The following is a 25,172-nucleotide window of genomic DNA, read 5'->3' as shown; positions in this document are numbered from 1 at the left end:
TTGTCGGAATTGAAAAAGAAGATACCAATTGGCATCTCCTCCTCATTTCCTTATAGCGTCTCACTTATTTCCTCACTCACACCTTTCGGCATTTCAAAGGTGCGAGATTGCCCGTTCGACAAGGAGTAATTCACGACGTAAGCCGTCTCCGTCTCCACCACGTTCGAGAACGTGACGCGCGTCCCTGTCTTCGAAAGGTGGAACAAGGTGACAAACGAGGTGCCTTTTCCAGTTTTTGTCGAAACGACTTGGTGACGTGGCTTCCATTCAAAATCACGATAGGCGACAAAACTCGGTTCGATTCGCACCGTCCCCGTCGAAGCGATCGGCAGTTGAATCATCTGGAGCGTCCGCCCTTCCGCATCACGGAAAAGCATCTCACCTTTACGTTCTTCGACCGGTTCAAGACCGACTCCGAGATGGAACCGTTGCGTGAACGGGACGCGGGCGTCACTTTGAATCGTATCCGCGACGAGCACGGTGCCGTCTAAATCGTGTGCGATGCTTCGCGTATGATGAATCCCTTGCCCCATCAAGTCACTGAATCCACTCGCTCGTTGTAAACCATCGACTTCCTCGACCGAGGTGATCCCACTTTTCCCGATCGTGCTCGAATGGAGCGTGAGTTGACGAGATCCCATGTTCACCGTGTTGTGCGCTTCGACACGGACGGCAGTATCTCGCTCCGGTCGGTTCGTATACCCATATCGTCCCGTCTCGACGATAAAATCGCGTCCGTATCCGTACAGGTCGATGCTGAGATCATCTTGATGTTTATGGGCCGTATTATGGAACCCTGCCGTCATCATGAGCGAGACCGCATCGGCGAGAGGCTCATACTCTCCCCAATGTTCACGCAACACTGCGTATTGCGTATCAAGTTGCTTCACGCGTTCCGTCGGTCGCACCCCTTCCGCTCCTCCCGTCACCGCATAAAGTAGTTCAGGATAGTCGCGCAATGTCGAGATCATCGACGTCGTCCGCGGTTCACCCGTCGTGTCCCCGAAGAGCGGAAGCGTCCGGTTCGGTTTCATCAAATGGACGAGCGTCTCTGGCATTCGTTTGACGGCCTCTAGGCGAGGAGATGTCACGAAGCCGTTCGCCTCGATCCAGCGATTGAAGCGATATAGCATCTCATACGTATACACCTGATATCCTGGTGAATGCTCCAGATGAACGTTGTCAGGACTTAAGGAGTGATCCAACTGTGTCGTCAATCGAGTTGTCGCAAGTTCATTCCAAACACTTGATTGTTCGAGCTCAGGGAACGTCTGAGCGATATCCGTCAACGCCATGTCTTGGAAGATCCCATGATTGTGTCGTTCCCGATAAAATTTCGCGTCCGCCAAGATTTCACCGTGCCCTTCAATCGTTCGGAGCACACGAGCGCTGAATGCTGCGTCGTTATTTAAAGGAGACTTCTTGTATTGATTCCAAAAGTTGATGAGATGGAACGTACGAATCGCCGTCCCTTGTTGGTGATACGCGTTCGGATAGCGACGATACGCGTCGGTCGGATATTGCTTGACCCAGCTATCGACGAATGCCTTTCCGTAAGCTAAATAGCTCGTGTCTTTCGTGTAGTGATACGCCATCGTCAGTTGGTTCAATACCATCCAGTATTGCATTTGGAACATGAACGACGTCGAATCACCGACAGTGATGTCACGCTCCCAGTCGAATATATGAATGTCTTCCACGATTTGTTTGCCCGGGGTTGCCCCGATGCGCCACACTCCGTTCATGGCCGAGTCCGCTTGGCTGACCGCTTGCGCTTTTGTCAGAAATCCATAGTAATACGGGACCTCACGTCTTTCGACACGCGCCGTATAGTTATGAAGCAATCGTTCGTATTGTCCGTCAGAGACGACTGCTTTCGTCAGAAGTTGAGCCTTTAACGGAATCTCTTGTTTTTTGACGTACGTGCGTCGCCCGTTCACCTCCACTTGATAATAGCCACCGGACACACCGACGACTGTATATTGTTCATTCGGTATCAGTTTCCCGATCGGTTTCATCGTCTTATCCGGCAACAATCGATACACGGTTGTTTCTTTTGATACTTCTGTAAAGAACGGACGTGCCGCCTCTTCTGCCCCAGCAGAAGTTGTCGTGAGAAGTAGCGCCGTGGATAAGAGTGCACCTTTTACATATGTATTCATCCAATACCTCATTTATCTTTTTTTACCATCATACCATGATTAAAAGGGATTTTTTTCAAAAAGAAGAAAAGCGAATTTTAAATCTCACTGTGTAACAACAGCTCACAATAGCCAATCATGTAACCCATATAAAAAGCGTCTATCCCAATCGAATGGAATAGACGCTGAATGTTAGCGTACCGTGACGTAAATCGTCTGTGAACGACCTTTTGGCGTCGTCATACGGACCGTCAAACGTGTGCCTGATTTTTGAGCTGCCATCGAGACAGATGTCGATTTTGACGTCACCGTCTTCGATGTGAGGAGTGTGGACCCGCGATAGATTGTCACTTTGCCATAATCGATGTTGGCGTTCACCGTGACAGAACGTGACGAGCTCGTCGGCGTCGTCACCGTGAACTTCGGCGTAAGCCCAGCCTTCACGTAGACCGTCTGAACGAAACGATACACGCCTCTCTTGCTGACGAGTGTGACTTTCGACTTGATCGGTTGAGGCGCCAAGTTCATGACGACACGTCCTGTCGATGAACTCTTCCCGCTCGCGATTCGTGTCGAGCCGTTTTGCAACGTGACAGAGCTGTTCGGAAGCACCATACCGATCCATGTCTTCTGCTCGTCATGGAGACGGATGTTACTGAACGTGACTTTCGGTAACGCAAGACGCGTATCTAGCTTTTGACCTCCACGGACGAGACGAACGAGGACGATGTCCCCAGGTCGTGCCGGAACCGTGAATCGAGTCGAAGAGACTGGTGTCGCCGTCGTACGTTTGCCGTTGATATAGAACTGAAGGTCTGCCTTCACGTCACGACGAACGCTCACGACCGTATGTGTCGCCGTCATCGCGACATCTGTCACTTGAAGAATCGTCGGTCCGACTGCAACGACACGATGCTCCGTTGTTGTCGAGCGGTCTCCTGCCGTAGCGACAGTACGAATCACGTCACCATCTTGAAGCGCCTTCGGTAACGTCAGCGTGCGACCGTCCCCGACGAACACATCGTTGACATACGTCTTGTACGTAATGCCTTTAGCTGTAGACGCATAGGATAATGTCGTATCCCCTGCGTTTGGTGTCACCTGAAACGTGAAGGTCGGTTCAGCCCGCTCAAAGACAACGAGCTCTTTCTCCACCCCTTCCGTGCCCACTGGTGCATACGTCACGCTGACGCCTTTTGCGAGCGGATCGACTGTTCCCGTCACGCGCGCAATGCCCGAGGCGTCTGCTTGAATCGTGTCGTACCACGAATGGAACTGTTCTTTGACGAAGACGTCAATTTTCCCGTTCGGCACGGTTTTAAACATGACACCCGTTTCGACAGAGTCTCCTAACACCTCAATCGTGTTGGCTTCTGGATTCGGAACCGGTACGGTGAACGTTTGGCGATACACCGCTGTCCTGCTCGCCAGGCTCGTCACCGTGAACGTCGTCCCTGGCGCTAGTCGTTCCGTCGTCATTCGGAATTCACCAGATAACGTCGCTTTCGTTGAATATTGGATTGGTTCTTTTCCGTCTTGATGAACCCGTACCGTCACACCTGCGCGTGGTGCCGTTTGTCCAACGATTTCACCCGCAAGTCCAAATTTACGAATCGAAACATCCCCAACATTGTAGGAGAAGAGCGTCCCACTGAACGTTTTCCCCATGTACGTGAGGTCATAGTTGACGTCCGTCACGTATGAAAATACTTGTGGTGACGTGACTTCATTCGATTTATTCGCTCTTAAGCGCTCAAACGGAATCGTTTCGGTAACCCCGTCCAAATTTTTCGATTTGAACGTTATTGGATATGAGCGGTCGACATATAGGTATGGATCACCTTCTGTGTTTGCCCCTTTATCCACTACGAATTCTAGTTGAGTCGGCATTTGTTTATAAGAAGAAAGCGGAATCGTCTGATCCGAGAACGCTAAAACACCAGGGAATAGCGTCGGGTAGACGATTGGATCATACGTCTTCAATTCTCCAGATGCAGTATGTAAGACCCCATACATACCTTGCGAATACCAATGCAAGAACCCATCTTCTTCTGCATATTGTACGTCATACCACTCAGGAAGCGCGATCAGTTGTCGGGTCTCCTCAAGATAGACGTAACCTTGTTCCGGATAAGCGATGACCCCGTCAAAAGCGAGCGCTTCCTTGTCACGGCCTTGAACCTTCACATCAAAGGATTGAGTCGATTCCGTTTCTCCTGTCGCTACATTCACATGGTCAATCTTCAACAGATCATGCTGTGCGGCAATGACGGTCTGACCATCGGTAGATAACGTGACGGCAGTTCCAAGGTCGGAACGCTTCCAAAGGATATCACCTTCAAGGTTCGTCATGATCACTTCCGACCAAGTCGCCCACAGGAGTCGATCGTGCGCAACGTCAGCTCCGACGATTCGATAGTTGTCTGGTACTAGATCAATCGTAATTTGACCGTCTAAATCGATGATGTAGCGATGCATCGAACACGAGCTACACCCCGATGTAAAGACGATATGTTGATTGTCCACGCTCATCACGGCACGTTGATCGTAAGACCAGTGTAAAAATAATTCTTTCGATAACGGAGTGCGTTCTCCCGTTCCGACATGGTAAAGGTCCTTCCCGTCCATCGTAATCACATAAGGACTATTGGGGATTCGTAGATGTTTCGGAAGCGGCTCACCCGCTTCCACCGAATCAGGCAAACTGAATATAGGAAGAAAAACGGCAATCAGAAGCGCCCACAATAATTGTTTCACGTACATTTCCTCTTTTCTTTAAAAATGGTAAAAGATTAATTTGATGACAATAAAAGTATAATTTGTTTTGTAGAAAAGGGGAATTGTTTTCTGGCATAAAAGCAAAAAACCGGTAGTGCCGAGGCACTACCGATTTACAAGATGGCTCCGTCCAAAGACGTTGCTCTATTTAACCCTAAGGGAGGGTCAGCGATTAGTTAGGCGCAACTACAGAGAACGTGTTTTCAACTGGACCTTGGAACAATGATCCATCGAAAGATACGAGGTCTTTGTTTACAGTCACAACGTTAGAAGCAGCGTTCAATGTTCCGTCCGGAAGTGTGATTGTTACTGTTTCGAATCCAGCCACACTGTCGTTGTTCGCTACGCGGATAGAAGTTCCTGATGGAAGCGTCTTACCGTTAAGTGTGTATTGAGCTGGGTTCGTAGCATCACTTACACCAGAAGTGAGGACACCTTCAGTGAATTTGATAACCACTGTGTCTTCTGCCGAACCATTAAGGGCCCCAGAAACACCGTTTTGAGCGATTGCGAATGGTGTGTTTGCAGCTGGAGATTTCGCAACTGTGAACGACTTAGTAGCTGAAGCGGCTGTGTTACCAACATCGTCAGATACTGCACGAACAACGAGTGTCCATTCAGTTGATCCACCACCGTCAACAACCGCTTGTGGAGTAAGAGCTCCTGAAGCATTGCTCCATTCAACAGCAAGGACGTTGTCCATTCCGTTAGCGTTGTTAGCGTATCCTGTAACCGTACCGTTGATTGTGACAGTTTTTCCATCTTTGTCTTTACCGATGAATTGAGCTGTCGTTCCACCAAGACCAGCTTGACCTTGTGCCAATGTAGCATCTTCATCAGAAGCAGCAGCAATCTTAACTGGCTCGCTCATTGTTACAGCGAAACGGTTTGTCATTGCTACACGATCGATTTGAGAGATGATTGGGCTTGTTACATCTGGTGTGTTAAGTGGCGAACCAGAGTAGTTCAAGCTAAGTGCGAGGTCATCATTCTTAAGACCGTTAGCTACGTTTGTAACAGCTTCTTTAGCGATGAAGATACGGTACTCATCGTTGTAGTAGTTTTTGTTTGAAGCAGCAGTATCGTAGATTACCGTCCAGTCAGAAGTAAGTTCGATTACATACTCTGAAGCTGAGATACGTGTTAATTTGTGCGGCAATTGAGAAACTGGAACAGTTACGAATGATCCGTTTGAAGCTTTACGTTGAACTTGAATGTCAGCTGCTTCAAATCCAGAAACCGACTTGTCAAACTTAACGCGGAATTGTTCTGGTGATTCCACTGTTACAGTCGCGCTTGGCTTAGCCGAATCTGCAACGATGCTGAAGTACAAGTTCTGAGTAGAACCAAGGTTAGCTGTGTCAGTCAAGTAAGCAAAGTCCTTCATAGAAGAAATTTGTACAGAGTGTTGTCCAGCGCCGAAGTATCCAAGTACAGAGTTTGACTTCCCTTCGTTGTACGTTCCAGAAAGTGAAATCGTAGCAAGGTCGCGGTTATCAGCGAGTGTAACTGGGTTGAAGTCACCAAATTCAGCTGAGAAGTCAGATCCTTCTACAAAGCGACCGTCAAGAACGAATGTTGCATCAGAAATCGCTTCTGAGAACTTAACTTTCAAAGTGTTCAATCCTTCAGCCGTAGCAGAAGTTGCTTCTGGTTTACGAGCGTCAGTTACAACGAATGAAGCAGAAGATTTTGTAACTTTGTTGATTGAGTTAACTGTGTTAACTTCAACTTCTACACGAGCGTTGTCAGTGAGGACAACACCTTTGTCAAGGATAACTTCCATCGCTTTAGGGTTTCCAGCAACTGGTTTGAATCCTTTAACAGTGAATGTTTTTCCACCTTGAGTGATTTCTACAGATTTGTCTGTTCCATTTACACGGAAAGCATGGCTGTATGCTTCACCATTAGCTGCTACTGGTGAAGAAGTAGTAGTTGAGCCGTTAGTGTAGAGATATTTACCGCTTGCATCTTTTGCAACGAAGTGATCAAGTGATACTGCTTTGTCGAAGAAGAGTGTGAAACGGTCTGCTTGGTTTGATTCAGCGTTCACAAGCGTGATTGTGTCAACTGATCCTGAAGTTGAAGTTACGAATGAAACATTTGCAGTTCCAGCAACTTTACCGATAAGTGCTTTGTAATCTCCAGAAGCTTCGATGATTTGTGCATCGATTTTCGAAGTGACACCTGTGTTAGAGAACTCAGAAGTCAAGATAACAGTAGCTTTACCGTCTTGGATTGTAACACGTTTTGAAGACAACGCACCGAAAGTAGCGTTCAAGTCAAGAACGATGTTATCCGCACCAGCATCGACACGGCCAGTAGCTGCGTCAACAAGCTCAAGTGTTACTTCTGTGTTGTCTGCTCCGTTAGCAAGAAGTGAAGATGCTTTTGGAGTTACTTTAAGATTCCATACTTCGTCAACAGCAAGTGATTTGAAGGCTTTAGAACCGAAATCTTTCGCTTCACCTTTAACCATGATGTTGTTAGCAGCGAGCATGTAATCTTGTCCGTATTCAAGACCAGAAACTTCAAGTTTAACAGTCTTTTTGTCTGCTTCGAGTGTAGCACTCGTTACGTTAGCTCCAACGATCGAGAAGTTAGATGCTGAAACTGAATCAACTTCTTGGTTAAGCATTACTTCAACTGAAGTTTTACCTAATGCTTTAACAGAAGAAATCGCTCCAGCGACTGCTTTGTCTACCACTGTGTAAGACAACATTGAAGTGATGCGGTTACCGTTGTGGTTGTATGAGATAAGAACTTCTTGCTTACCTTCATCTTTAGTGTTGTAGTTCGAGCTCATTGTGTAACGCTCAGGAGCCTGAGTGTAGATTTTGCCGTCGCGGTACATAACACGGATTGATGGTTTTTCGAGTTCAGAACCAGCTTTTACTTCACCGAGATCTTGCTCGAGGATGTAAAGTGGGTAGTTACGAGCGTAAAGTTTCTTGATGTAAGTCTTTCCATCAGAACCTTGACCTTTGATTGTCTGCCATTTGTTGATTGCAGTAACGAGGTATTTACCCCATTTGATTTCAACACCTTTTGGTGTGTTGAGCGCGAGCGCTTCTTTAAACTTCCCACCGAGTACGACCTCTGGTTTGAGTTCAACTGTTGAAGTTGCTGCTTCTGCTGCCATTACTGGTGTAAGGGCTGCTGCCGTCACAGCAAGTGCTGCTGACGCTTTGACTAGCTTGAATGATTTCTTAGCCATCTTGTGTAAATCCTCCCTTTGGTTATGTTACGTGTTTGTCTCTACTCGTCTACGTTGACGCTCCCCCCGCTAAATGATCCCTTATGTATACGTCATTCATACAAATGACTTATCCAACTTAATCGTTTAGGTCTTGAGTTTCAGCGAAACAAGTAGGTATTTCTTCAAGAAGTGAATCTCTTGAACAATTTACCAAGTATGAACTTGGAAAACCTTACATCCATAATATACATAACACTTCCAGCTAGCACAAGCGTTTTTTTTCGCAAAAATGGGAATGATTTTGAATTTCTCCAATAGGAAGATAATTTAATATTAAGTTCCCCTCTTTTTAAAATGTCGAAATACGTCGAAAAAAGGCGAAATAAAGCCATTTATCAGCTACTAACTTGATTATATACAAAAAATGTAATTAATAATGAATATTATGGATTTATGTATAATTTCCATGTCTATTTTTTGATTTGACCATTTTTCGCATTAATTAAATCCTTAATTTTACATTGACCAAACTTTTAAAACCATTTAGAGGAAATCCCCACTTGTCATCACTCCTCCATTAGACCTATCCATGAACCGCAAAAAAGCCGCAGGTGAATGATTCACCTGCGGCTAGTAACATATTTCTTCTTATTAATATCCTGCGTATTGAAGCGATTGGATGAAGGCACGCTTCTCGCCTGCGATCAACGCCCACTCCACGTCATAGTCATAACCTTCGATTGTGATGACGATCCGGTTCTCTGGACGAACGTGTTGTTTGATGAAAGCAATCATCTTCGCGCTCGGGATAAACCAGTATGATTCTTCTACTGATCCGTCTTCGTACTCATAGTAATCGACATCCCACTCATCGATTGCTTCTGTGTATGTCGCATTCCCTACACGGATGCGAAGCTTATTGAATCCAACCACATCTTCATATTCTGTGTAGTTGCTTAGTAAGAACAACATATTCGATTTCGTCGGACGGTCGATAAAGAATGGTGCGAATGTTTCTGCGTAACGTGTCGATCCATCCCATGTGAATACTTCTTTATGGAAAACTGCACGGAATCCTTCATCCGTCACACGATAGAAGTTGTTGAAGAGCGCGTGTTGAACCGTCAACGTCTCAGAAGCACTATAGTTACCAGCACCATCACGTACCGCGAGGGTCATCTTCTTACCGAGTGGTTGTTTTGGAATCGGAAGCACGAACTTCCCAGTCGACATGACCGGTGCCGAGTATGCTTTTCCGTCAATCGTTACGACAACTGTCGCAAGCGGTTCTGCCGTTCCAGCAATTCCGTTCGATGTCGTCGTCACGGCTTGTGTCAAACGAGCTTTTGCAGGTGCAACTTTGTCAGCAACGACCGTTGTTTGAACGAATTCACTGAGTGCCCCACTCTTCGCTTTCGCTTGTGCTGATAAAGGCGTTCCTACTTTTTGAAGCGCAATCACGCGACGGTATTGGCCGTTCGCATCAAATGATCCGTTGAACGTGCTTCCTCCGACTGTGACCGTCACGCCTACTCCAGGTGTCCCTGTGACAACAATCGCACGTGCCGAGTTATCGACCGTGTTGATGACCGGTGCTTCCGGACGTTGTTCTGGGTCTTCTGCGACGACGACGCTCGTCTCTTCACTTACGTTTCCGCTCGCATCGACGAGACGGACTGTGATCACGTGACCGACAGGCTGTGGTGACATCGTGAAGATCGCTTCCCCAGTTGAACGTACGACACGCTCATATGTTTTGTTTGCGACGAGAATCTCCGCTTTCGTTCCGACTTCTCCTGTGATTTTTAAAGAAGTCGACGTGTGAAGTGGTGTTTCTACGACTGGTGCTTCAGGTGCCGTCGTGTCGACGACCGTTTCATTCGTCTCTGCTGCAACGAACGTTGGAGCGAAGCCGCCGAGAACAAGTGTCCCCGCTAAGAATAAAGATAAGTACTTTGGTTGTTTCATGAAAAGATGTTCCTCCTAAATAATGTTTTCTTCAGACAACATCTTTATTTTAATGGATTATTTTAAAAATAGGTACATAATTTTCTATTTTTAATCATATTTTTTAAAAACACAAAAGGACTCCTTATTTAAAAGGAATCCCATTGTGTCGCGCTGTATGCATACTCGATTACATATTGAAGAATCGCGTATGATTTTTCAGGAATTTCCTATTTTTATCGAACCGTGATCGTTGTCACCGGACTGACCTTCTTCGTCACGTCCTCCACATGAACCATGAGGCGCTCGCCTTTCTTCAACACTCGTGTCTTCACGACATATGTGCCATTCAACGTCACTTTTGATTTTCCGATGACTTGTTTCTTCTGGTCGCGAATGACGACCGTCATCCCAGCCTGAGCTTTACCTGTCACTTGTTTTGTCTTCGCACGCACGGCGTTCACCTGTGCCGTTTTCGGACGGAGTCCTTTCATGACGATGAGCCGCTCGTTCGTACTAAATTTACCATTTGTGTAGAGAGCCGTCAGTACAGACCCTTCTTGTTGAGGTGCGATCGACATTGTGACTGTACCATTTTTTGAAACGCCAGAACCGATACGCTTCGTTCCGTTATAGAGCGTGACGCGCGTCCCAGATTTGACTTTAGCCGAGAAAACTGGTGCATTGTCATAAATCCGATTCGGTTTCGGTGCGAGTTGAAGCATGGATTCAGCGCGATAGACGTCGACTTTCCCGTATCCGCTCACAACATCATAGTACGGAAGAAGTGGACGATCTAATTCATCGAGCACATACTGTAAGCCATCTTCCATTCGTGGGTCACGTGGTGCGTCGCCACCCGAGAATGCGAGAGGTTGTGCCGTACGACGAAGGATCGAACGCGCCCCTTCGACTGTCATATTCGGATGCTGTGATTTCAAGAGAGCAACAGCAGCCGCGACGTGTGGTGTCGCCATGCTCGTCCCGTCCATATAGACCACGTTTCCGTCTGGAACAAGACTCGCTACTTTAGAACCTGGTGCGACGACATCGACATCAATTCCATAGTTCGAGTAATCCGAGACGATCCCGAACGAGTTCGTTGCCCCGACTGAAATCGTGTATTTCGAAGAAGCCGGATAAGACACACGTGACTGTCCGTCATTTCCCGTCGCTGCCACGATGATGACACCACGGTCATGTGCATATTTCAACATGTATCCGAGTGTACGGCTCTCATTTCCACCGAGGCTCATGTTGATGACTTTCGCCCCAGCGTCGACTGCATACTTGATGCCCAGTGCGATTTGATCCGTATCCCCATAACCACCCGCATCGAGAACTTTCACAGGTAAGATCGAGACGTTCGGAACGATCCCACGCATCGAGATACCGTTGTCTCGGATGGCACCGATGACACCAGCGACATGCGTGCCGTGCCCATGGTCATCAATCGCGTCGCCTTCACCGTTCGGGTCGACAAAGTTCTTCGCGTTGGCGATATCGACCTTCCCTTGTAAATCGAGCAGACGATGGTCGACTCCTGTATCGAGAACGGCCACTTTCACGGCACGTCCCGGTAATCGTAACGATTCATAGCGATCAAGACCGATTCCCGCATCCTGGAACGGTTTGAGAATCGACTTCGAATTGATGGCCCATTGGTAATCGAGACTCACATCCGTTGCGAACGATTTGTACGTCTGAACCGGTTCGATGTACTCCACGTTCTGATCTGATTCGAGCGTCGACTTCGCTTGTGCCTGCATCTTCGTAGAAGCTTCCTCTACATCGACGAGCGCAAAGTAATCCGATGGCGAACCGATGGCGATTCGCTCAGCCGACACGTTATTCATCGCATTCATCTTGCCAAGGGACTTACTCGGTGACGATTTGTATTTGACGATATAACGCGGTGCGTCCTGACCGTCCGTTTGAATCGTCATGCCGATTTTTCCAAAGAGGTCGGATACAGGTGTTCCTGCGAGCGAGTCCATTTCGAGCGCCGTCGCAATTTCACCAATCTCACTTTGGAGCGCCGTCGGAACGCTTCTATCAACAAGTGCATGGAGACGTTTGATTGCCGCTGCATCTTGCGTCTTCAGCGTGTAATCTTTTTTGTCGACAAGCGCCGTCAACAATGGACGGAGTGTCTTCAAGTCTGTGAGTGCCGCTTTTCGTTTTTCTCCATCAAACGTGATCGCTTTGACGATGTAAGGCGAAGCACGGTAATAGAGAGCCGATAAGTCCCGACCTTCTTGTGATTTGCCGAGTACTTCCGATTGCACACGACGGATGAGTTTGAGCATCGAATCACGCTCCGGTGCCGGTTGTACGATTGATTCGACGGCACACATGTCACCACCTACTTCTTCGTACTTCACCGGAAGTTTAACCGGATTGACGACGAGCTTGATGTCTGAAGCGAACATCAAGAGATCAGGTGCTGGTGGCTCTTCCCCTTCTCCTGGTTCTCCTTCTGTCGGTTCCCCGCCTTTTGCTGGTTCTTCACCAACTGGCATCTCTTCTGCCGGAATATCCATCATCCCGTCACCGAGATCCATCGGCATATACTCGATCTTGATGTAGTATGGACCTTCCCAAGCGAATGGGAACAGAATCTTGGCCGTCTGTTCTCCCTCTTCTTTCGTCGCACTCGCGCGATAGCGATCGAACGTCTCATCCTTCGCCGCCATCTCGGCGCTCGGATAGATGCTGATGTTCGCGAGCTTAGAAGATTCGAACGTGACTTCCATATGTGTCATCGCTGACGCGACACGTTCCATCTTGAACCAATACGTGTTGACCGGTTCGATTTCGGTCGTGAACTCGACCGCCTCTCCTGGATTGAGTAAGGTGGCCTCCTTCATGCCTTCCCCTTTGTCGGCTGACACCGGTGGAAGGAACGACAGGACGAGGACGAGGATCGTCATCATCGCCACGAACTGCTTGAATCTCGTTTTCATAGTTTCCCCTCTTTCATTTCGTCTTGGAGTATATGCTCCAAATCGTTCTACGGAATATATCGGTTAATGTTTCAAAAGTGTAACAAAAATGTTTCGACAATGTTTCGACAAGTAAATCTGCTCAAAAAAAAGACACCTCTTTTTCAAGAAGTGTCTACCCATTATTCGTTGATCATCGTCGCTTGACCGCCTTGCCATAGCCAGTCATCGCCTTCTTTTATATACAGGTGGAGCGCCCAAAAGCGTCCTTCGTATGCATTCGTTCCTAGAATAAACCGTTCTTCGAGCAAGACTTTCACGATGGCGAGGTCCGTCGTCACGGTTTCATCGAACGTCACCGTTTCTTGGGCAATCCATTGAATCGTAGTCGGGTCGACGTATTGGTCGAGGAACGTCTCTTTATCAAACTGACGCCCGCTCGAGTCGACATACCGAAACGAGTCATGCATCAAGTCACGCATCGCGTCGAGGTCACCTGCGACTTGTTTCGTCGCGCGGTCGTCAGAAAGTTGTTTCATGTTGAGTGTCTCCATCGGTGCACCTTCCTTTCACCATCCATCATAGCATAATTTATCTATTTTCAAATGTCTGTCGCGTTTTGTGTCTTGACAAGAAAGCTTCATCCCGTTAAAGTAACGATAACATTCATACGAACTCGCGATGAGAAAGAAGAGTAGCGCGAAGGGACGTCTCCAGAAAGCCGGTGGTCGATGCGAACCGGTGTCGTGCCTTGCGTGAATGGGCTTTTGAGCGTTCAGACCGACATGTAGGCTCTGACGGGTCCTCCCGTTATCGGGGACAGCGAATGATGGTTCGCGATGAGTGGGAAGACAAGGCGTCTTTCAACGAAGGTGGCAACACGGGGAATCTCCTCGTCCTTCATGTCCAATCGGGCATGTGGGACGGGGAGATTTTTTAGTTTAAGGAGGAGATTTCGATGCAACAACTGATCATCAATGGCGACGAATTGACACCGGTGGCAATCTTCCACCGTCTGCAAGGTGAACGTAAGGTCCTGCTCGAGAGTCGGGCGGAAGGCAAGCACGGCCGCTATTCCATCATCGCAGCGAATCCGGTCGAGACAATCCGAGTCGATGGGAACAATGTGACAGATTCGACCGGCACCATCTATGCGGACGATCCGCTCCACGCCCTATCTGAACGTATCACACGTGAAGATATCACTGCACCGTATCCGTTCATCGGTGGTGCCGTCGGCTATATCGGCTACGACTTACTTCGCGTGTATGAACCAATTCCGAACACACCGACCGAGACACGTGATTTACCGGCCGCCCTCTTCCAGCGCTATGAGACGGTCGTCTTATACGACCATCTCGAAGAACAGGTCGTCTTGATCGATACGAGCGAGATGGATGCTACGATGCGACTCGAGTCAATCCGTGAACAGCTCGAGACACCGGAGACACACGCCCTCGAACCGGTCGTCCGAACGAGCGAACAGCTTTTAACGACAAAAGATGAATTTATCGACCGTGTACTCCAGGCGAAAGAAGCAATCCTCGCCGGAGAGGTGTTCCAACTCGTCTTGTCACAACGAATCGACGCGACGTTCACCGGGGACCCGTTCCACTTTTACCGGACGCTCCGCAAACAAAACCCGAGCCCGTACTTGTTCTACATCGACCTCGGGGAAGCCATCGTTCTCGGCGCCTCACCGGAGAGTCTCGTTCGTGTCGAAAACGGCAAAGTGACGACGAACCCAATCGCTGGCACACGTCCACGTGGAAAGACGGTCGAGGAAGATATGCGTCACGCGGAGTCGCTTCTTCAGGACGAGAAGGAACTCGCCGAACACCGGATGCTTCTCGACCTCGGACGGAACGATATCGGTCGTGTCGCTAAAGTCGGCACAGTCACGATCCCGAAACACATTGAGCTCGAACGGTTCAAAAATGTGATGCACCTCGTCTCCGAAGTCGAAGGTGAGCTTCGTGACGATGTGGCGCCAATCGATGCGCTCCGCGCCTGTCTTCCAGCCGGTACCGTTTCGGGTGCCCCAAAGATTCGGGCGATGCAACTCATTGACGAGCTCGAGACGGTCAAGCGCGAAGTGTATGCCGGGGCGGTCGGCTATCTCGACGTCCGAGGTGGATTCGACTTTGCTCTCGCCATCCGGACGATGGTCATCCAAGGTGACACGGCGCACGTTCAAGCTGGTGCTGGCATTGTCTATGATTCGGACCCCGTATCAGAATACGAAGAAACGCTTCATAAAGCCAAATCCCTTTTGGAGGTGTTCGCATGATTCTCCTCATCGACAACTACGATTCGTTCACGTATAACGTCTATCAGGACGTCGCCCGATTCAGTGACGTCTGCGTCATTCGGAATGATGAACATACTATAGAAGAAATCCGTCGCATGAACCCGAGTGGGATCATCCTTTCTCCGGGTCCCGGTGGTCCAAAAGATGCCGGTGTCTCGCTTGCGGTCGTTCGACAATTGTCCGGGTACGTCCCGATCCTTGGGGTCTGTCTCGGTCATCAGGTCATCGCCGAGGCGTTCGGCGGGGTCGTCGGTCGGGCGAACAAGGTCATGCATGGGAAAGTGTCGCGCATCAATACGTCACCGGGCGTCTTATTCGAAGGCTTGTCGATGGACGTCATGCGCTATCACTCGCTCGTCGTACAAGAGACGGAACTGATTGTCACAGCAGAGACGACAGATGGTGTCATCATGGCAATCGAACATCCGAATCATCCGACGTATGGCGTCCAGTTCCATCCTGAGTCGATTGGTACACCAGATGGTCGCAGTATCTTCGAGCGATTCGTCCAGCTGTGCACGAAAAAACCGGGGCGCATGTCCCCGGTTTGAGTGTCAGCCATTCGACAATGCCATTACTTTTATATCATCTCCATCAGCAACAATAAAAATCTTTTGTTGTTCGACTTCTGGTTTGAAATTCACGTCAATCGAACGAGACATCGATAATTGATTTGCTTGAATTCGTTCGTTTGAAATGAGTTGGATTTGATGTCGTTCCCGTTTTTCTAGAGCAAAACGTACTTTGAACTCTTTTTCGTAATTTTCAAGTGACAAATGAAAGTCCGATCTCTTCATTTCAAATTCTTGGCTCATCTTATTTAAATGGTTCGTTGCCTGTACGATAGCATTTTCTGGGTCACCTAACATGCGCATAGCGTGTATTGCACCTTGTGTATTTAAAAGAAACATATAAATCAATTCCTCGTATTCCTGGAATTCCGTCAACACATTTTTCAAAGCATTCAATTTATCCGCCTCTTGGAATACGAAAGTACGTTTCTTAATTTCTTTTAACGTTTTTATGGGAATCTCGATATCTTTTAAAAGTGCATAAAGCGAATCGATATCGACTTTGTAATTATACTCGAGCTGTTGCACTACTTTATGATCGATTGATTCCTCCTTGATAAATATATGAACACGATCAAGGTAATTAAATGAACTCTTCACTTGTCCATGGTAATCATTCAACTTCATAGCGACAAGATTATCTAATGTTATTTGGATTTTGTCTAACGATTTTTTGATTTCTTTTAGGTGCTCTTGTGCAATTAAAGTCGTTGCTACACTGAGTAATAACATTCGCATTTGCAAAGGGTTAATTTTCTTAAGATTTGCATGCTCCTTAATTACTCTTCCATTTTTCACAAAAGCACGATATAATCCCTCGTCTTTAGATTTACTGATCTCATATACACCCTTTTTTATAGCAGCCTCGGTTTCCGGTGAAAATACTAATTCAAATGCTTGTTTTCGATTAATCATTTGAACTGCAGCTGACACTCCGGCCGACTTGATGATTTCTCTTAATGAGTTTGTCCAATCTGAACCTAATTCAACCGGTTCTAACGCTTCAATATTCTTAATATCAACCGGCATTACATAGGCAGAATTTTCATCTTGTACTAAATGCATCATCTGATCGTCTTCATTTTGCTCCACTTCCAAAAGTGAAGTTGCTACATTTACTTCGGAATACTTACGTTTATTCATCCAGATAAGTCCAACAACAGTTATAAACAGGACAGCAAGCACTATATATATTTCTTCCACCTTAAGTCCTCCTTTATAATCACTTGATTAAAGTATAAAGGTAGACGTTAAAAAAACCGAGGGCAGACTCCTCGGTTCGAACATTATTTTAAAAAGTCTTCACGCTGAAAATCGTGCTTGTCGATTTTGATGTTGTCACAAGCTACTCCGTTCGTCCGAAGTACCTGAATCGTCTCGCGTAACAGTTCGTCACTACCGACGACATAGAATAATCCATCTTGATCGGCAGCCAACGCTTCAATTCGTTCATAGTAGTCTTTCCGACTCGGCACGAACTCGGACGTGAAGCGTTCGTTTGATTCGAAGACATCACTGAACAGATACGCCTTCGACGAATCGACGTTCAATGAATGGAGATGCGGGACACCTTCCCCGTTCGCCAAGTACTCGAGGACGATCGGACGGAATGTCGCAAGTCCGACACCGGCCGATAACAGATAGACGTTCTTTCCACTCCGTTCGAGCGGGACGTTCGAATGTGTCTTGAACAAGGCGACCTTTTCCCCAGGTACCATGTCCCGAAGAATGGATTTGAATGATGAGCATTCTGACTTGATGCGGGTCGTGATCCCGATTGCCCCTTCGTGCGGCAATGTGGAGATCGACATATGGCGGACGAGGCTTCGGTTCGGCTTGTCCCCGGCGTTAAATCCTTCGAGCGCGAGATGCGTGTGCGCCCCTTCTTGCCACGTGAACTCAGGTGGCAAGGCGAGATGGAACGTGTAAGTATCGGGTGCTTCGTTTACGACTTTTGTGATGGGTGTCCAATCAATTTTCATATGAATTCTCCTCATTTATGAAAGTCTGAAGTATTGGTAATACTGTGGGTTAAAGTTACCGTTATATAATCTGACTCAATACACCGCAATCGGCCCATACGGCCCTTCGATGATTTCGAGTTTTGTCTCAAAAATATCCGATAAAACCTTTGCGTCCATGATTTCCTCGACCGTCCCGAACGCGGCAATCTGTCCATCTTTCATCGCACAAATCCGATCCGAGTATTTCGCCGCGAAGTTGATGTCGTGAAGTACCGTGACAATCGTACGACCAAACTCGTCGGCGACGTGGCGCAAATATTCCATCATCTGTACCGAACGAGCGATATCCAAGTTATTGAGCGGCTCATCGAGGAGGACGTATTCTGTTTCCTGACAGAGTACCATCGCCACATAGGCGCGTTGACGCTGCCCACCAGACAGTTCGTCGAGGTAACGATTCTCGAGCGCGGTTAAGTCGAGGAAGTCAATATATTTTGAGATGATCGCCTCGTCCTCTTTCGTCAACCTTCCTTTTGAGTACGGGAAGCGGCCGAATCCCGCAAGTTGCCGGACCGTGAGCCGCGTCACGAAATGGTTCTCTTGACGAAGAATCGTGATGATTTTCGCCAAGTCTTTCGACTTCGTGCTCAACACGTCCATCCCGGCGACTTGAATCTGTCCCTCGTCTAAGTTGAGCAACCGTCCAATCATCATGAGCGTCGTCGACTTCCCTGCCCCGTTCGGTCCAATGAGTGAGGTGAATCCGGCTTTCGGGATGTCGAGCGTGAGCGGTCCGATGTGGACGTCATCTGTATACGATTTTTTGACTTGTTCGATTTGAATCATAGCGACCTCTTTCGTAAAATGACGACCAAGAAGATGAGTCCGCCGAACAGTTCGATGATGACGGAGACGACACTTGGCGTCTGGAATATGTGATACATAAAGAAATACGCGCTCGTCAGGACGAAGAACCCTAAGGCGAACGCCATCGGGAAAACGTATTTATGATCATACGTCGAAGCGACCTGATAGCTGAGCGTCGCGACTAAAAATCCGAAGAACGTGAGCGGCCCGATGAGCGCCGTCGACACTGACATCAAAAGTGAGATGAGAACGAGCGTATAGATGACACTTCTCCGATGATTCACGCCGAACGTCGTCGCGACATCCTTACCGAGTGCCACGATATTGAGTCGATTCGAAAACAGGAACAACAATGACCCAGCGATGACAACAATCGGAATGACGATGGGAAAGTAGGCCACGTCAGCATTCGTCACCGAACCGAACAGTCGCGCCTGAAGGATGTCGAACTCGGACGGTGCGAGCATGCGGCGCATGAATGACGACACCGAGTTCAGTCCTGTCCCGATGATAATCCCAACGAGCAACATGAGCTGAAGGTTCGCATATTTCCCCGATAAGAGCCATCCGTATAAGAGAAGACTCATCGTCACCATGAGCCCGACTTGCGTCAAGAAGGCGCCTGTTCCAGAAAATCCGATTAACGCCCCTGCCCCGAAGAAGAACACCATGCTCGTCTGGATCGTCGAATAAAGCGCATCGAATCCGAGAAGCGATGGTGTGATAATTCGGTTGTTCGTCACGGAATGGAATGCGACCGTCGCAAGACTTTGACACAGTGCCGCAATGAGCATCGTCACAATGGCGACGATTCGCCGTTCGACGACCGGCACAAATGACGGCGAGTCCATCGGGACCGGGTTGTTGTAAAGGAGAAGACCGAGCGCGCACAAGAGTCCCCCGAGAATAAACGAACTTAAAAAGAGCCAGTAGCGACGTGCCGCTCGTTTCGATTGAAACGCAGAAGCATGACGTTCTTCTGTCAATGCCCCGACTTTCACTTCAACAGCATCTCGTTCAATGACTGTACTCATCGAACCCCTCCCTTCTTACGTTGCCGCAATAGAATCATAATAAAGACGAACGCACCGACCGTTCCGAGAATAAGCGAGACGGGGAGTTCGAACGGCATGATGATTGTCCGCGAGATCAAGTCACTCACGAGAATCGCACCCATTCCGACAAGACAGACCCACGGCAGATTGCTGCGTAAATCATCTCCACGAAACATCGAAACGAGGTTCGGGACGATGAGGCCAAGGAACGGTAAATTCCCGATGACCGTCGCCACGACCCCGACCGACAAGGCGATGAGTCCGGTCGCAATCATCATCAATTGGTTATAGTTCACACCGAGACTCGTCGCGATGTCTTCCCCGAGCCCTGCTAGCGTCAAGCGGTTCGCCAGCAGAAAGATGAGCACCGTCACGACGATGATGACCCACAAATATTCATAACGCCCGATTTGTACCGAAGCGAATGACCCGACGAACCAGCCCTCGATTGCCTGACTGGCTCTGAAGAATAGACCGAGGAACGTCGAGATGGCGGAGATGACCGCCCCTAGCATGAGTCCGATAATCGGGACGATGAGTGACGAGCGGAGTTTGACCGAACGTAAGAACCAGAAGAACACCATCGTTCCGATGAAAGAAAAGACGATTGCCCCGGTCATCCGCATCATGAGACTCGGTGCCGGAACGAGCAAGTACACGGTGAGTAAGCCCAGCCCTGCCCATTCAAGCGTCCCCGTCGTCGTCGGTTCGACGAGTCGGTTTTGCGTGATGAGCTGCATGACGAGTCCCGCCATCGCCATCGCCGCTCCCGTCAGCATGAGCGCGACCGTACGAGGGACGCGGGTGATCCAAAACATATCGAAGCCGTCTGTCCGTGATAAGTCATATACGCCTGTGAAGAGCGACAGCACCGCCAAACCGAGGACGATGATCACGGTGAATACGAACGACTTCGTCCACAATTTAGAAAAGGAGGGCTGAGACATCGTCTCAACCCTGGCTGTCAACGGTTTTTGCATAATCGAACCTTACTTCGTGAGTGCTTCCGCGACGCTGTTGAAGAATTCCGAATACGTTTGAATCGATTCGTTCAAGTACGTATCTTTTGGCGCGTAAACGATTTGGTCTTCTGTCACAGCCGTCGTCTTTTGAAGTGCAGGTGCGTTATCGATGACGTCCTCTGCCGGTACTGCTCCTTCTGCGTCACCGAGTGGTGCATCACGGTCTAGGACGAACAACCAGTCCGGGTTGCTTTCTGCGATGGCTTCAACAGATACTTCATCGCCTTCATGGTCACCCGTCATCTTCTCGACTTCAAGTGCTGGTACCCATCCGAAGATATCGTACATCGGTCCGAACACGCGTCCCGTCACCGGTGCTGAGAATCCGATGTCTCCTCCTGATACGATGACAGACATGATTGTGTCTTCTCCGTTATACGCTGCTTTTGCATCTTCGATTGACTTATCGAGATCAGCGACAATTTGTGCTGCATCTTCGTTCTTGTCAAAGATTTGGCCGAGCGTGAGTGTCGTGTCTTTCAATCCTTTAACCAAGATTTCACCCGGTGTCCCTGCATCTTCTGGGATCTCAATGTTCAAGTCGATGACCGCTGCTTCTGGTACCAACTTTTTGATGTCTTCGTAGTAATCCGCGAAACGTTGACCGACGATGACGACGTCCGGGTCCACTCCCGCAATCGCCTCTAAGTTCGGTTCAAAGTGCATACCGACGTCTGCGATGTCTTTGTCTGATGCGTATGGTGACTCAGCTGGAAGGAGTCCGATTGGTGCCGCCACCAAGTCAATGTCCCATGCTGCCAATGTTTCGAATGTACGGTTATCAAGGGCAACGACTTTCTCCGGATTGACCGGTACCTCGATTGTGCCGTGCGCGTCTGTAATCTCGACTGTCTCTGTTTTTGTTGCACCGTCGACGTTTTCTTCTTGCTTCGTCTCACTCGTTCCGCCACATGCGGCGAGTACGAAGACGAGTAACGTCAACATGAGTGAAAGTTTAAATTTCCCCACTTCATCCATCTCCTCTGTATGTAAGTTTCAATGATTCTTCCACCAAAAAACGAGTCATGTTGGTTATGTATATCTCTTTTTCTTTCTCGTTATCAGTGATAATGATTATCATTGTCGTTTTCATCAAGTAGCATATCAAACAAAAAAAGGATACGCAACGTCAAATTGTAAAGATTCGGATAGGAAATTTTTTCTTTCTATAAAATGCATAAAAAAAGAAAATGGAAAGATCCATTTTCTCAAATCAAATAATAGAGTAGACCATCCATGAAATAATCAAGCGCATCAAACAAGGTGAAGACGATAGCGATCATCACATACACCCATCTGTTCTTTTGTTCGATTTTGCGCCAATAGACCAGGACGAGGGCCAGACCAATTGGTCCAAAAATCACGCAACTCAACAGAATCGGAATTGTCTGAACAAGGAACGGTGACCGTGATTTCTTTCTAGTCACCATGGTTATGCCTCCGAGATTCCGTTCGCCAACAGCAACAGGAAAATCCAAATCGAAAGCGGAATCATTAATCCGATTGTCGCAAGAATTGTGTATATTTTGACGACTGGATCTTTCCAAAACAATCCCCAAATCAATGTGACGAACAATCCGAAATCAATCACAATATACACCCAGATGACTAGCATTAACTCGAGATCTAAAAACACCCGTCCGTTCAGCGTGAAGAATGTGATGACCGTCAAGATGAAGAGTCCGAGCGTCGCATATAGCGGTGCAAATCGCTTGTTCATATGAGTATCGCCTGCTTCCGTTTCACCATCTCCAAGCAACGGCGAACACACGTATCGACATAGCCATCGAACTGGTGCGGCAAGAACATGGTGTACGTCCTCTCTTCTGTCATCACCGCGTCTCGTTCGACTTTTTCGATTAGTTCATCGAAAGCCGGATCCCCTTTTAATCGTTCGAAATCGAACTCCCCTAGTCGTCTCGACAGGCGAGCATTATAGGCATCAAAATCTGCATAGTAGGCAGCCTGCTTTGACGGGTCTTGGGTGATGACCTCTTTCAACCAGCCTTTGTAAAACCCTTGTAGCCAGATCTCATCCGCGACGAGATGCGCATAGTAACCGAGTCGAAACGAGCGGTCCTCTCCCTCGCTATCACGCCAGTACTGTTCGAGATCGAGACGACGTGATAAATCGTCGTGTCTTCCCGCATAGTAATGCGAATCTCCTTTTTCGGTCGTCGCGTCCGGCGCAAGACTTCCGAGTGTGAATGCAACCTCATCGAGTTCTGATAACCCGTTTACCATCTCGTTCGCGATAACGAGATGCATCAAATGTGAGCCCATACCGACACCCCCCTTTCCCACATTATTCCATCAGTCATTTCGCTAGACAACCTGAATCATTATTTGGTAGGATGACTTTACTAAACGGTCAGTAAAGTAAAAGTGGGGTGTGAATCGATGAGTAAAAAACAATTGTTGCTGCAGACGGCCGCCCAGATGATTCGAGAGGACGGCATTAGTCAGTTGTCACTCGAACGATTGGCGACGAAAGCAGGGATTACGAAAGCCGGTGTCCTTTATCATTTTGACAGTAAGGCCAACTTATTGCGTCAGATGAACGAGATGGCCATCGAGACGTTCGAAACACGAATCACCGACCATTTGTCGGATGGTCCGTATCCATTTACTCGTGCTTATGCCCTCGCTACATTGGATGATGTCGACCATGGAGACACGGACCTCATCGCCGTCTTCATCTCCTCACAAGAAGATGCGGCGAGCGAGTCGATTTGGAGCAACGTCTCGACCGGTTGGAACGAACGGTTCGCAGCCGACGGTCCCGACCAAGATGCGATTTTAAAACTCCGTCTCCTCTGTGACGGCTTTTGGTTCGCTGTTTTGTATGGATATAGCGAATCGTTCAAAGATCGTGCGGCGACACTCATCCGAGAGGCGTGTGATGAGTTACTTGAAGGAGGTGGCTGACATGGGATTTATCTATTTGATTGGGGCCATCGTTTCCGAACTATTCGGATCGAGCATGTTGAAAGTGAACGCCACCTCGACGAATCGACTTCCGATTCTCGGGGTCGCCGTCGGCTACGGGACGGCGTTTTATTTGTTATCACTGGCGCTCTTCACCATCCCGCTCAGCTTCGCCTATGCGTTTTGGAGCGGTGTCGGGACGGCGCTCACGGCTGTGATCGGCTTTGTCGTCTTCCACGAAAAAGTGAGTCGTCAAAAAGTGACCGGAATTGCGCTCGTGATCATCGGGCTCGTCTTTATGAAATTGTGAGGTGATTCAAGATGAAAGCTTATCTTTTACTGTTCTTTTCCATCGCATTCGAGGTACTCGGGACGTCGATGTTGAAGCTATCGGACGGATTCACGAACTTTGTGCCGAGTGTCATTCTCTTAGTTAGTTTCGCCGCCTCATTTACCCTCATGGGCATCGTCTTGAAGTCAATCCCGCTCAGTATCGCCTATAGCATCTGGGCCGGACTCGGTACGGTGGCGACGGGTCTAATCGGCGTGTTCGTATATGGAGAAGTCCTCTCCGCATTGAACGGGATTGGTTTGTTATTGATTGTCCTTGGGGTCATCGTGATGAATCAACGAGGGCAGAAAGCCGCAGCTTGAACCATCTTCGTTGTACTTGAGAAGCAGTTGCTCACTAGAAGCAACTTGATTGCCGAACGTCCTCACCTTCCGCTACTCTGAAAAGGAATCTAGGCGTGACGAAAGGGGCAATTTTCACATGAATATTTTACTCGTAGGGGCAAGCGGCACGGTCGGTCAGGCCGTCGCAAACGAATTGGAGAAAACACATACAATCATCCGAGCTGGGCGTAACGGAGCGGACGTGCAAGTCGACCTCACTTCTGAAGACAGCATCCGTCAGATGTACGAGACAGTCGGTCGCGTCGATGCGGTCATCAGTACGGCGGGCAGCACACATTTCGGTCCACTTTCCGAGATGACGCCGGCAGACAATCAGAAGAGTATCGACAGCAAAATAAAAGGGCAGGTCAATCTCGTCCTTCTCGGACTTGATTATGTGAACGATGGCGGCAGTTTCACACTGACGAGTGGGATTTTGATGGACGATCCCATCAAAGAAGGCGCATCGGCTGCACTCGCGAACGGTGCTATCAAAGGCTTTGTCACCGGTGCGGCGATCGAGATGCCACGGGGCATCCGCATCAACAACGTCAGCCCGAACGTTCTCATCGAAGCACTCGATGCGTATGGTCCTTATTTCCGTGGTTACGCGGCGGTGCCGGGTGAACGGGTCGCCCTCGCTTATGTGAAGAGCGTCGAAGGCGCTCAGACGGGACAAACGTATGAAGTATATTAACTGCAAAGCATCTCGTTGGGAGGTGCTTTTTTTCGTACCTTGAACGTTATTTTACCTACTCATCCATAAGA

Annotated in this window: 21 protein-coding genes and 1 other annotated feature; of the genes, 6 read left to right on the top strand and 15 right to left on the bottom strand. The window is 48.4% G+C overall.

The genetic code is table 11. The features are described from left to right. Positions 1 to 50 precede the first annotated feature (50 nt). From ACQKD4_RS02535 to ACQKD4_RS02510, 6 genes are all read right to left on the bottom strand, one after another. On the bottom strand, positions 51 to 2,162 hold the full coding sequence (locus ACQKD4_RS02535) for a heparinase II/III family protein (RefSeq protein WP_427372383.1): 2,112 nt from the start codon (positions 2,160 to 2,162) through the stop codon (positions 51 to 53). A gap of 171 nt (positions 2,163 to 2,333) precedes the next feature. Continuing rightward, on the bottom strand, positions 2,334 to 4,898 hold the full coding sequence (locus tag ACQKD4_RS02530; protein WP_427372382.1) for a hypothetical protein: 2,565 nt from the start codon (positions 4,896 to 4,898) through the stop codon (positions 2,334 to 2,336). A gap of 193 nt (positions 4,899 to 5,091) precedes the next feature. Further along, a complete protein-coding gene (locus ACQKD4_RS02525; protein WP_427372381.1) occupies positions 5,092 to 8,136 on the bottom strand; it encodes a hypothetical protein in 3,045 nt (1,014 codons plus the stop codon). A 633-nt stretch (positions 8,137 to 8,769) separates the two neighbouring features. Then, positions 8,770 to 10,086 carry an Ig-like domain-containing protein gene (locus ACQKD4_RS02520; protein ID WP_427372380.1) on the bottom strand — a complete coding sequence of 439 codons (1,317 nt, stop codon included), beginning with the start codon at positions 10,084 to 10,086 and terminating at the stop codon, positions 8,770 to 8,772. A gap of 215 nt (positions 10,087 to 10,301) precedes the next feature. Further along, a complete protein-coding gene (locus tag ACQKD4_RS02515; RefSeq protein WP_427372379.1) occupies positions 10,302 to 13,031 on the bottom strand; it encodes a S8 family serine peptidase in 2,730 nt (909 codons plus the stop codon). Between the two features lie 161 nt (positions 13,032 to 13,192). After that, on the bottom strand, positions 13,193 to 13,564 hold the full coding sequence (locus ACQKD4_RS02510; RefSeq protein ID WP_427372378.1) for a nuclear transport factor 2 family protein: 372 nt from the start codon (positions 13,562 to 13,564) through the stop codon (positions 13,193 to 13,195). 118 nt (positions 13,565 to 13,682) lie between these two features. Next, positions 13,683 to 13,914, top strand: a binding site (T-box leader). 54 nt (positions 13,915 to 13,968) lie between these two features. Here ACQKD4_RS02510 and trpE point away from each other — a divergent pair. Together trpE and ACQKD4_RS02500 are read left to right on the top strand one after the other, a co-directional pair. Then, the gene (gene trpE / locus ACQKD4_RS02505; RefSeq protein WP_427372377.1) at positions 13,969 to 15,300 is read left to right on the top strand and encodes an anthranilate synthase component I; all 1,332 of its coding nucleotides are present in this window, start codon (positions 13,969 to 13,971) and stop codon (positions 15,298 to 15,300) included. Then, positions 15,297 to 15,872 carry an anthranilate synthase component II gene (locus ACQKD4_RS02500; RefSeq protein WP_427372376.1) on the top strand — a complete coding sequence of 192 codons (576 nt, stop codon included), beginning with the start codon at positions 15,297 to 15,299 and terminating at the stop codon, positions 15,870 to 15,872. Before trpE ends, ACQKD4_RS02500 begins: the two co-directional genes overlap by 4 nt. Positions 15,873 to 15,875: 3 nt before the next feature. On the opposite strand, the gene ACQKD4_RS02495 is transcribed toward ACQKD4_RS02500, so the two are convergent. From ACQKD4_RS02495 to ACQKD4_RS02455, 9 genes are all read right to left on the bottom strand, one after another. Beyond that, positions 15,876 to 17,096, bottom strand: coding sequence for a hypothetical protein (locus ACQKD4_RS02495; RefSeq protein ID WP_427372375.1), 1,221 nt, complete (start codon positions 17,094 to 17,096; stop codon positions 15,876 to 15,878). A gap of 83 nt (positions 17,097 to 17,179) precedes the next feature. Next, positions 17,180 to 17,875, bottom strand: coding sequence for a ferredoxin--NADP reductase (locus tag ACQKD4_RS02490; RefSeq protein WP_427372374.1), 696 nt, complete (start codon positions 17,873 to 17,875; stop codon positions 17,180 to 17,182). A 75-nt stretch (positions 17,876 to 17,950) separates the two neighbouring features. Further along, positions 17,951 to 18,703 carry an ABC transporter ATP-binding protein gene (locus ACQKD4_RS02485; protein ID WP_427372373.1) on the bottom strand — a complete coding sequence of 251 codons (753 nt, stop codon included), beginning with the start codon at positions 18,701 to 18,703 and terminating at the stop codon, positions 17,951 to 17,953. Continuing rightward, positions 18,700 to 19,758, bottom strand: a complete 1,059-nt coding sequence (locus ACQKD4_RS02480; RefSeq protein ID WP_427372372.1) for an iron chelate uptake ABC transporter family permease subunit — start codon at positions 19,756 to 19,758, stop codon at positions 18,700 to 18,702. Before ACQKD4_RS02480 ends, ACQKD4_RS02485 begins: the two co-directional genes overlap by 4 nt. Next, entirely contained in the window at positions 19,755 to 20,759 is a 1,005-nt protein-coding gene (locus ACQKD4_RS02475) for an ABC transporter permease (RefSeq protein ID WP_427372371.1), read from the bottom strand. Before ACQKD4_RS02475 ends, ACQKD4_RS02480 begins: the two co-directional genes overlap by 4 nt. 9 nt (positions 20,760 to 20,768) lie before the next feature. Then, complete coding sequence (locus tag ACQKD4_RS02470; protein ID WP_427372370.1) at positions 20,769 to 21,779, bottom strand: siderophore ABC transporter substrate-binding protein; 1,011 nt, start codon at positions 21,777 to 21,779, stop codon at positions 20,769 to 20,771. A gap of 230 nt (positions 21,780 to 22,009) precedes the next feature. Next, positions 22,010 to 22,231, bottom strand: coding sequence for a hypothetical protein (locus ACQKD4_RS02465; protein ID WP_427372369.1), 222 nt, complete (start codon positions 22,229 to 22,231; stop codon positions 22,010 to 22,012). Positions 22,232 to 22,233: 2 nt separating this feature from the next. Next, entirely contained in the window at positions 22,234 to 22,521 is a 288-nt protein-coding gene (locus ACQKD4_RS02460) for a hypothetical protein (RefSeq protein WP_427372368.1), read from the bottom strand. After that, positions 22,518 to 23,084: a zinc dependent phospholipase C family protein gene (locus tag ACQKD4_RS02455; RefSeq protein WP_427372367.1), complete on the bottom strand. Its 567-nt coding sequence runs from the start codon at positions 23,082 to 23,084 to the stop codon at positions 22,518 to 22,520. Before ACQKD4_RS02455 ends, ACQKD4_RS02460 begins: the two co-directional genes overlap by 4 nt. A gap of 117 nt (positions 23,085 to 23,201) precedes the next feature. On the opposite strand from ACQKD4_RS02455, the gene ACQKD4_RS02450 reads away from it, so the two are divergent. The 4 genes from ACQKD4_RS02450 to ACQKD4_RS02435 all read left to right on the top strand — a co-directional run bounded on the left by ACQKD4_RS02450 (position 23,202) and on the right by ACQKD4_RS02435 (position 25,101). After that, entirely contained in the window at positions 23,202 to 23,729 is a 528-nt protein-coding gene (locus ACQKD4_RS02450; RefSeq protein ID WP_214784249.1) for a TetR/AcrR family transcriptional regulator, read from the top strand. A 1-nt stretch (position 23,730) separates the two neighbouring features. Next, entirely contained in the window at positions 23,731 to 24,039 is a 309-nt protein-coding gene (locus ACQKD4_RS02445; protein WP_214820898.1) for a DMT family transporter, read from the top strand. 11 nt (positions 24,040 to 24,050) lie between these two features. After that, positions 24,051 to 24,383 carry a DMT family transporter gene (locus tag ACQKD4_RS02440; RefSeq protein WP_427372366.1) on the top strand — a complete coding sequence of 111 codons (333 nt, stop codon included), beginning with the start codon at positions 24,051 to 24,053 and terminating at the stop codon, positions 24,381 to 24,383. Between the two features lie 118 nt (positions 24,384 to 24,501). Beyond that, entirely contained in the window at positions 24,502 to 25,101 is a 600-nt protein-coding gene (locus tag ACQKD4_RS02435; protein WP_427372365.1) for a short chain dehydrogenase, read from the top strand. Positions 25,102 to 25,172: the final 71 nt, after the last annotated feature.

Origin of the sequence: Exiguobacterium sp. NPDC077395 (assembly GCF_050269125.1) — a bacterium.
GTDB classification, from domain to species: Bacteria; Bacillota; Bacilli; order Exiguobacteriales; family Exiguobacteriaceae; genus Exiguobacterium; species Exiguobacterium aestuarii_A.
The sequence above is the reverse complement of the archived record's forward strand: the minus strand, read 5'-3'. Positions and strand labels throughout refer to the sequence as shown.

Coding starts and splice junctions, on each gene's coding strand:
- ACQKD4_RS02535 (WP_427372383.1), bottom strand. CDS start 2,162: ATGAATACATATGTAAAAGGTGCACTCTTATCCACGGCGCTACTTCTC.
- ACQKD4_RS02525 (WP_427372381.1), bottom strand. CDS start 8,136: ATGGCTAAGAAATCATTCAAGCTAGTCAAAGCGTCAGCAGCACTTGCT.
- ACQKD4_RS02520 (WP_427372380.1), bottom strand. CDS start 10,086: ATGAAACAACCAAAGTACTTATCTTTATTCTTAGCGGGGACACTTGTT.
- ACQKD4_RS02515 (WP_427372379.1), bottom strand. CDS start 13,031: ATGAAAACGAGATTCAAGCAGTTCGTGGCGATGATGACGATCCTCGTC.
- ACQKD4_RS02510 (WP_427372378.1), bottom strand. CDS start 13,564: ATGGAGACACTCAACATGAAACAACTTTCTGACGACCGCGCGACGAAA.
- trpE (WP_427372377.1), top strand. CDS start 13,969: ATGCAACAACTGATCATCAATGGCGACGAATTGACACCGGTGGCAATC.
- ACQKD4_RS02500 (WP_427372376.1), top strand. CDS start 15,297: ATGATTCTCCTCATCGACAACTACGATTCGTTCACGTATAACGTCTAT.
- ACQKD4_RS02490 (WP_427372374.1), bottom strand. CDS start 17,875: ATGAAAATTGATTGGACACCCATCACAAAAGTCGTAAACGAAGCACCC.
- ACQKD4_RS02485 (WP_427372373.1), bottom strand. CDS start 18,703: ATGATTCAAATCGAACAAGTCAAAAAATCGTATACAGATGACGTCCAC.
- ACQKD4_RS02480 (WP_427372372.1), bottom strand. CDS start 19,758: ATGAGTACAGTCATTGAACGAGATGCTGTTGAAGTGAAAGTCGGGGCA.
- ACQKD4_RS02475 (WP_427372371.1), bottom strand. CDS start 20,759: ATGCAAAAACCGTTGACAGCCAGGGTTGAGACGATGTCTCAGCCCTCC.
- ACQKD4_RS02470 (WP_427372370.1), bottom strand. CDS start 21,779: ATGGATGAAGTGGGGAAATTTAAACTTTCACTCATGTTGACGTTACTC.
- ACQKD4_RS02465 (WP_427372369.1), bottom strand. CDS start 22,231: ATGGTGACTAGAAAGAAATCACGGTCACCGTTCCTTGTTCAGACAATT.
- ACQKD4_RS02460 (WP_427372368.1), bottom strand. CDS start 22,521: ATGAACAAGCGATTTGCACCGCTATATGCGACGCTCGGACTCTTCATC.
- ACQKD4_RS02455 (WP_427372367.1), bottom strand. CDS start 23,084: ATGGGCTCACATTTGATGCATCTCGTTATCGCGAACGAGATGGTAAAC.
- ACQKD4_RS02450 (WP_214784249.1), top strand. CDS start 23,202: ATGAGTAAAAAACAATTGTTGCTGCAGACGGCCGCCCAGATGATTCGA.
- ACQKD4_RS02445 (WP_214820898.1), top strand. CDS start 23,731: ATGGGATTTATCTATTTGATTGGGGCCATCGTTTCCGAACTATTCGGA.
- ACQKD4_RS02440 (WP_427372366.1), top strand. CDS start 24,051: ATGAAAGCTTATCTTTTACTGTTCTTTTCCATCGCATTCGAGGTACTC.
- ACQKD4_RS02435 (WP_427372365.1), top strand. CDS start 24,502: ATGAATATTTTACTCGTAGGGGCAAGCGGCACGGTCGGTCAGGCCGTC.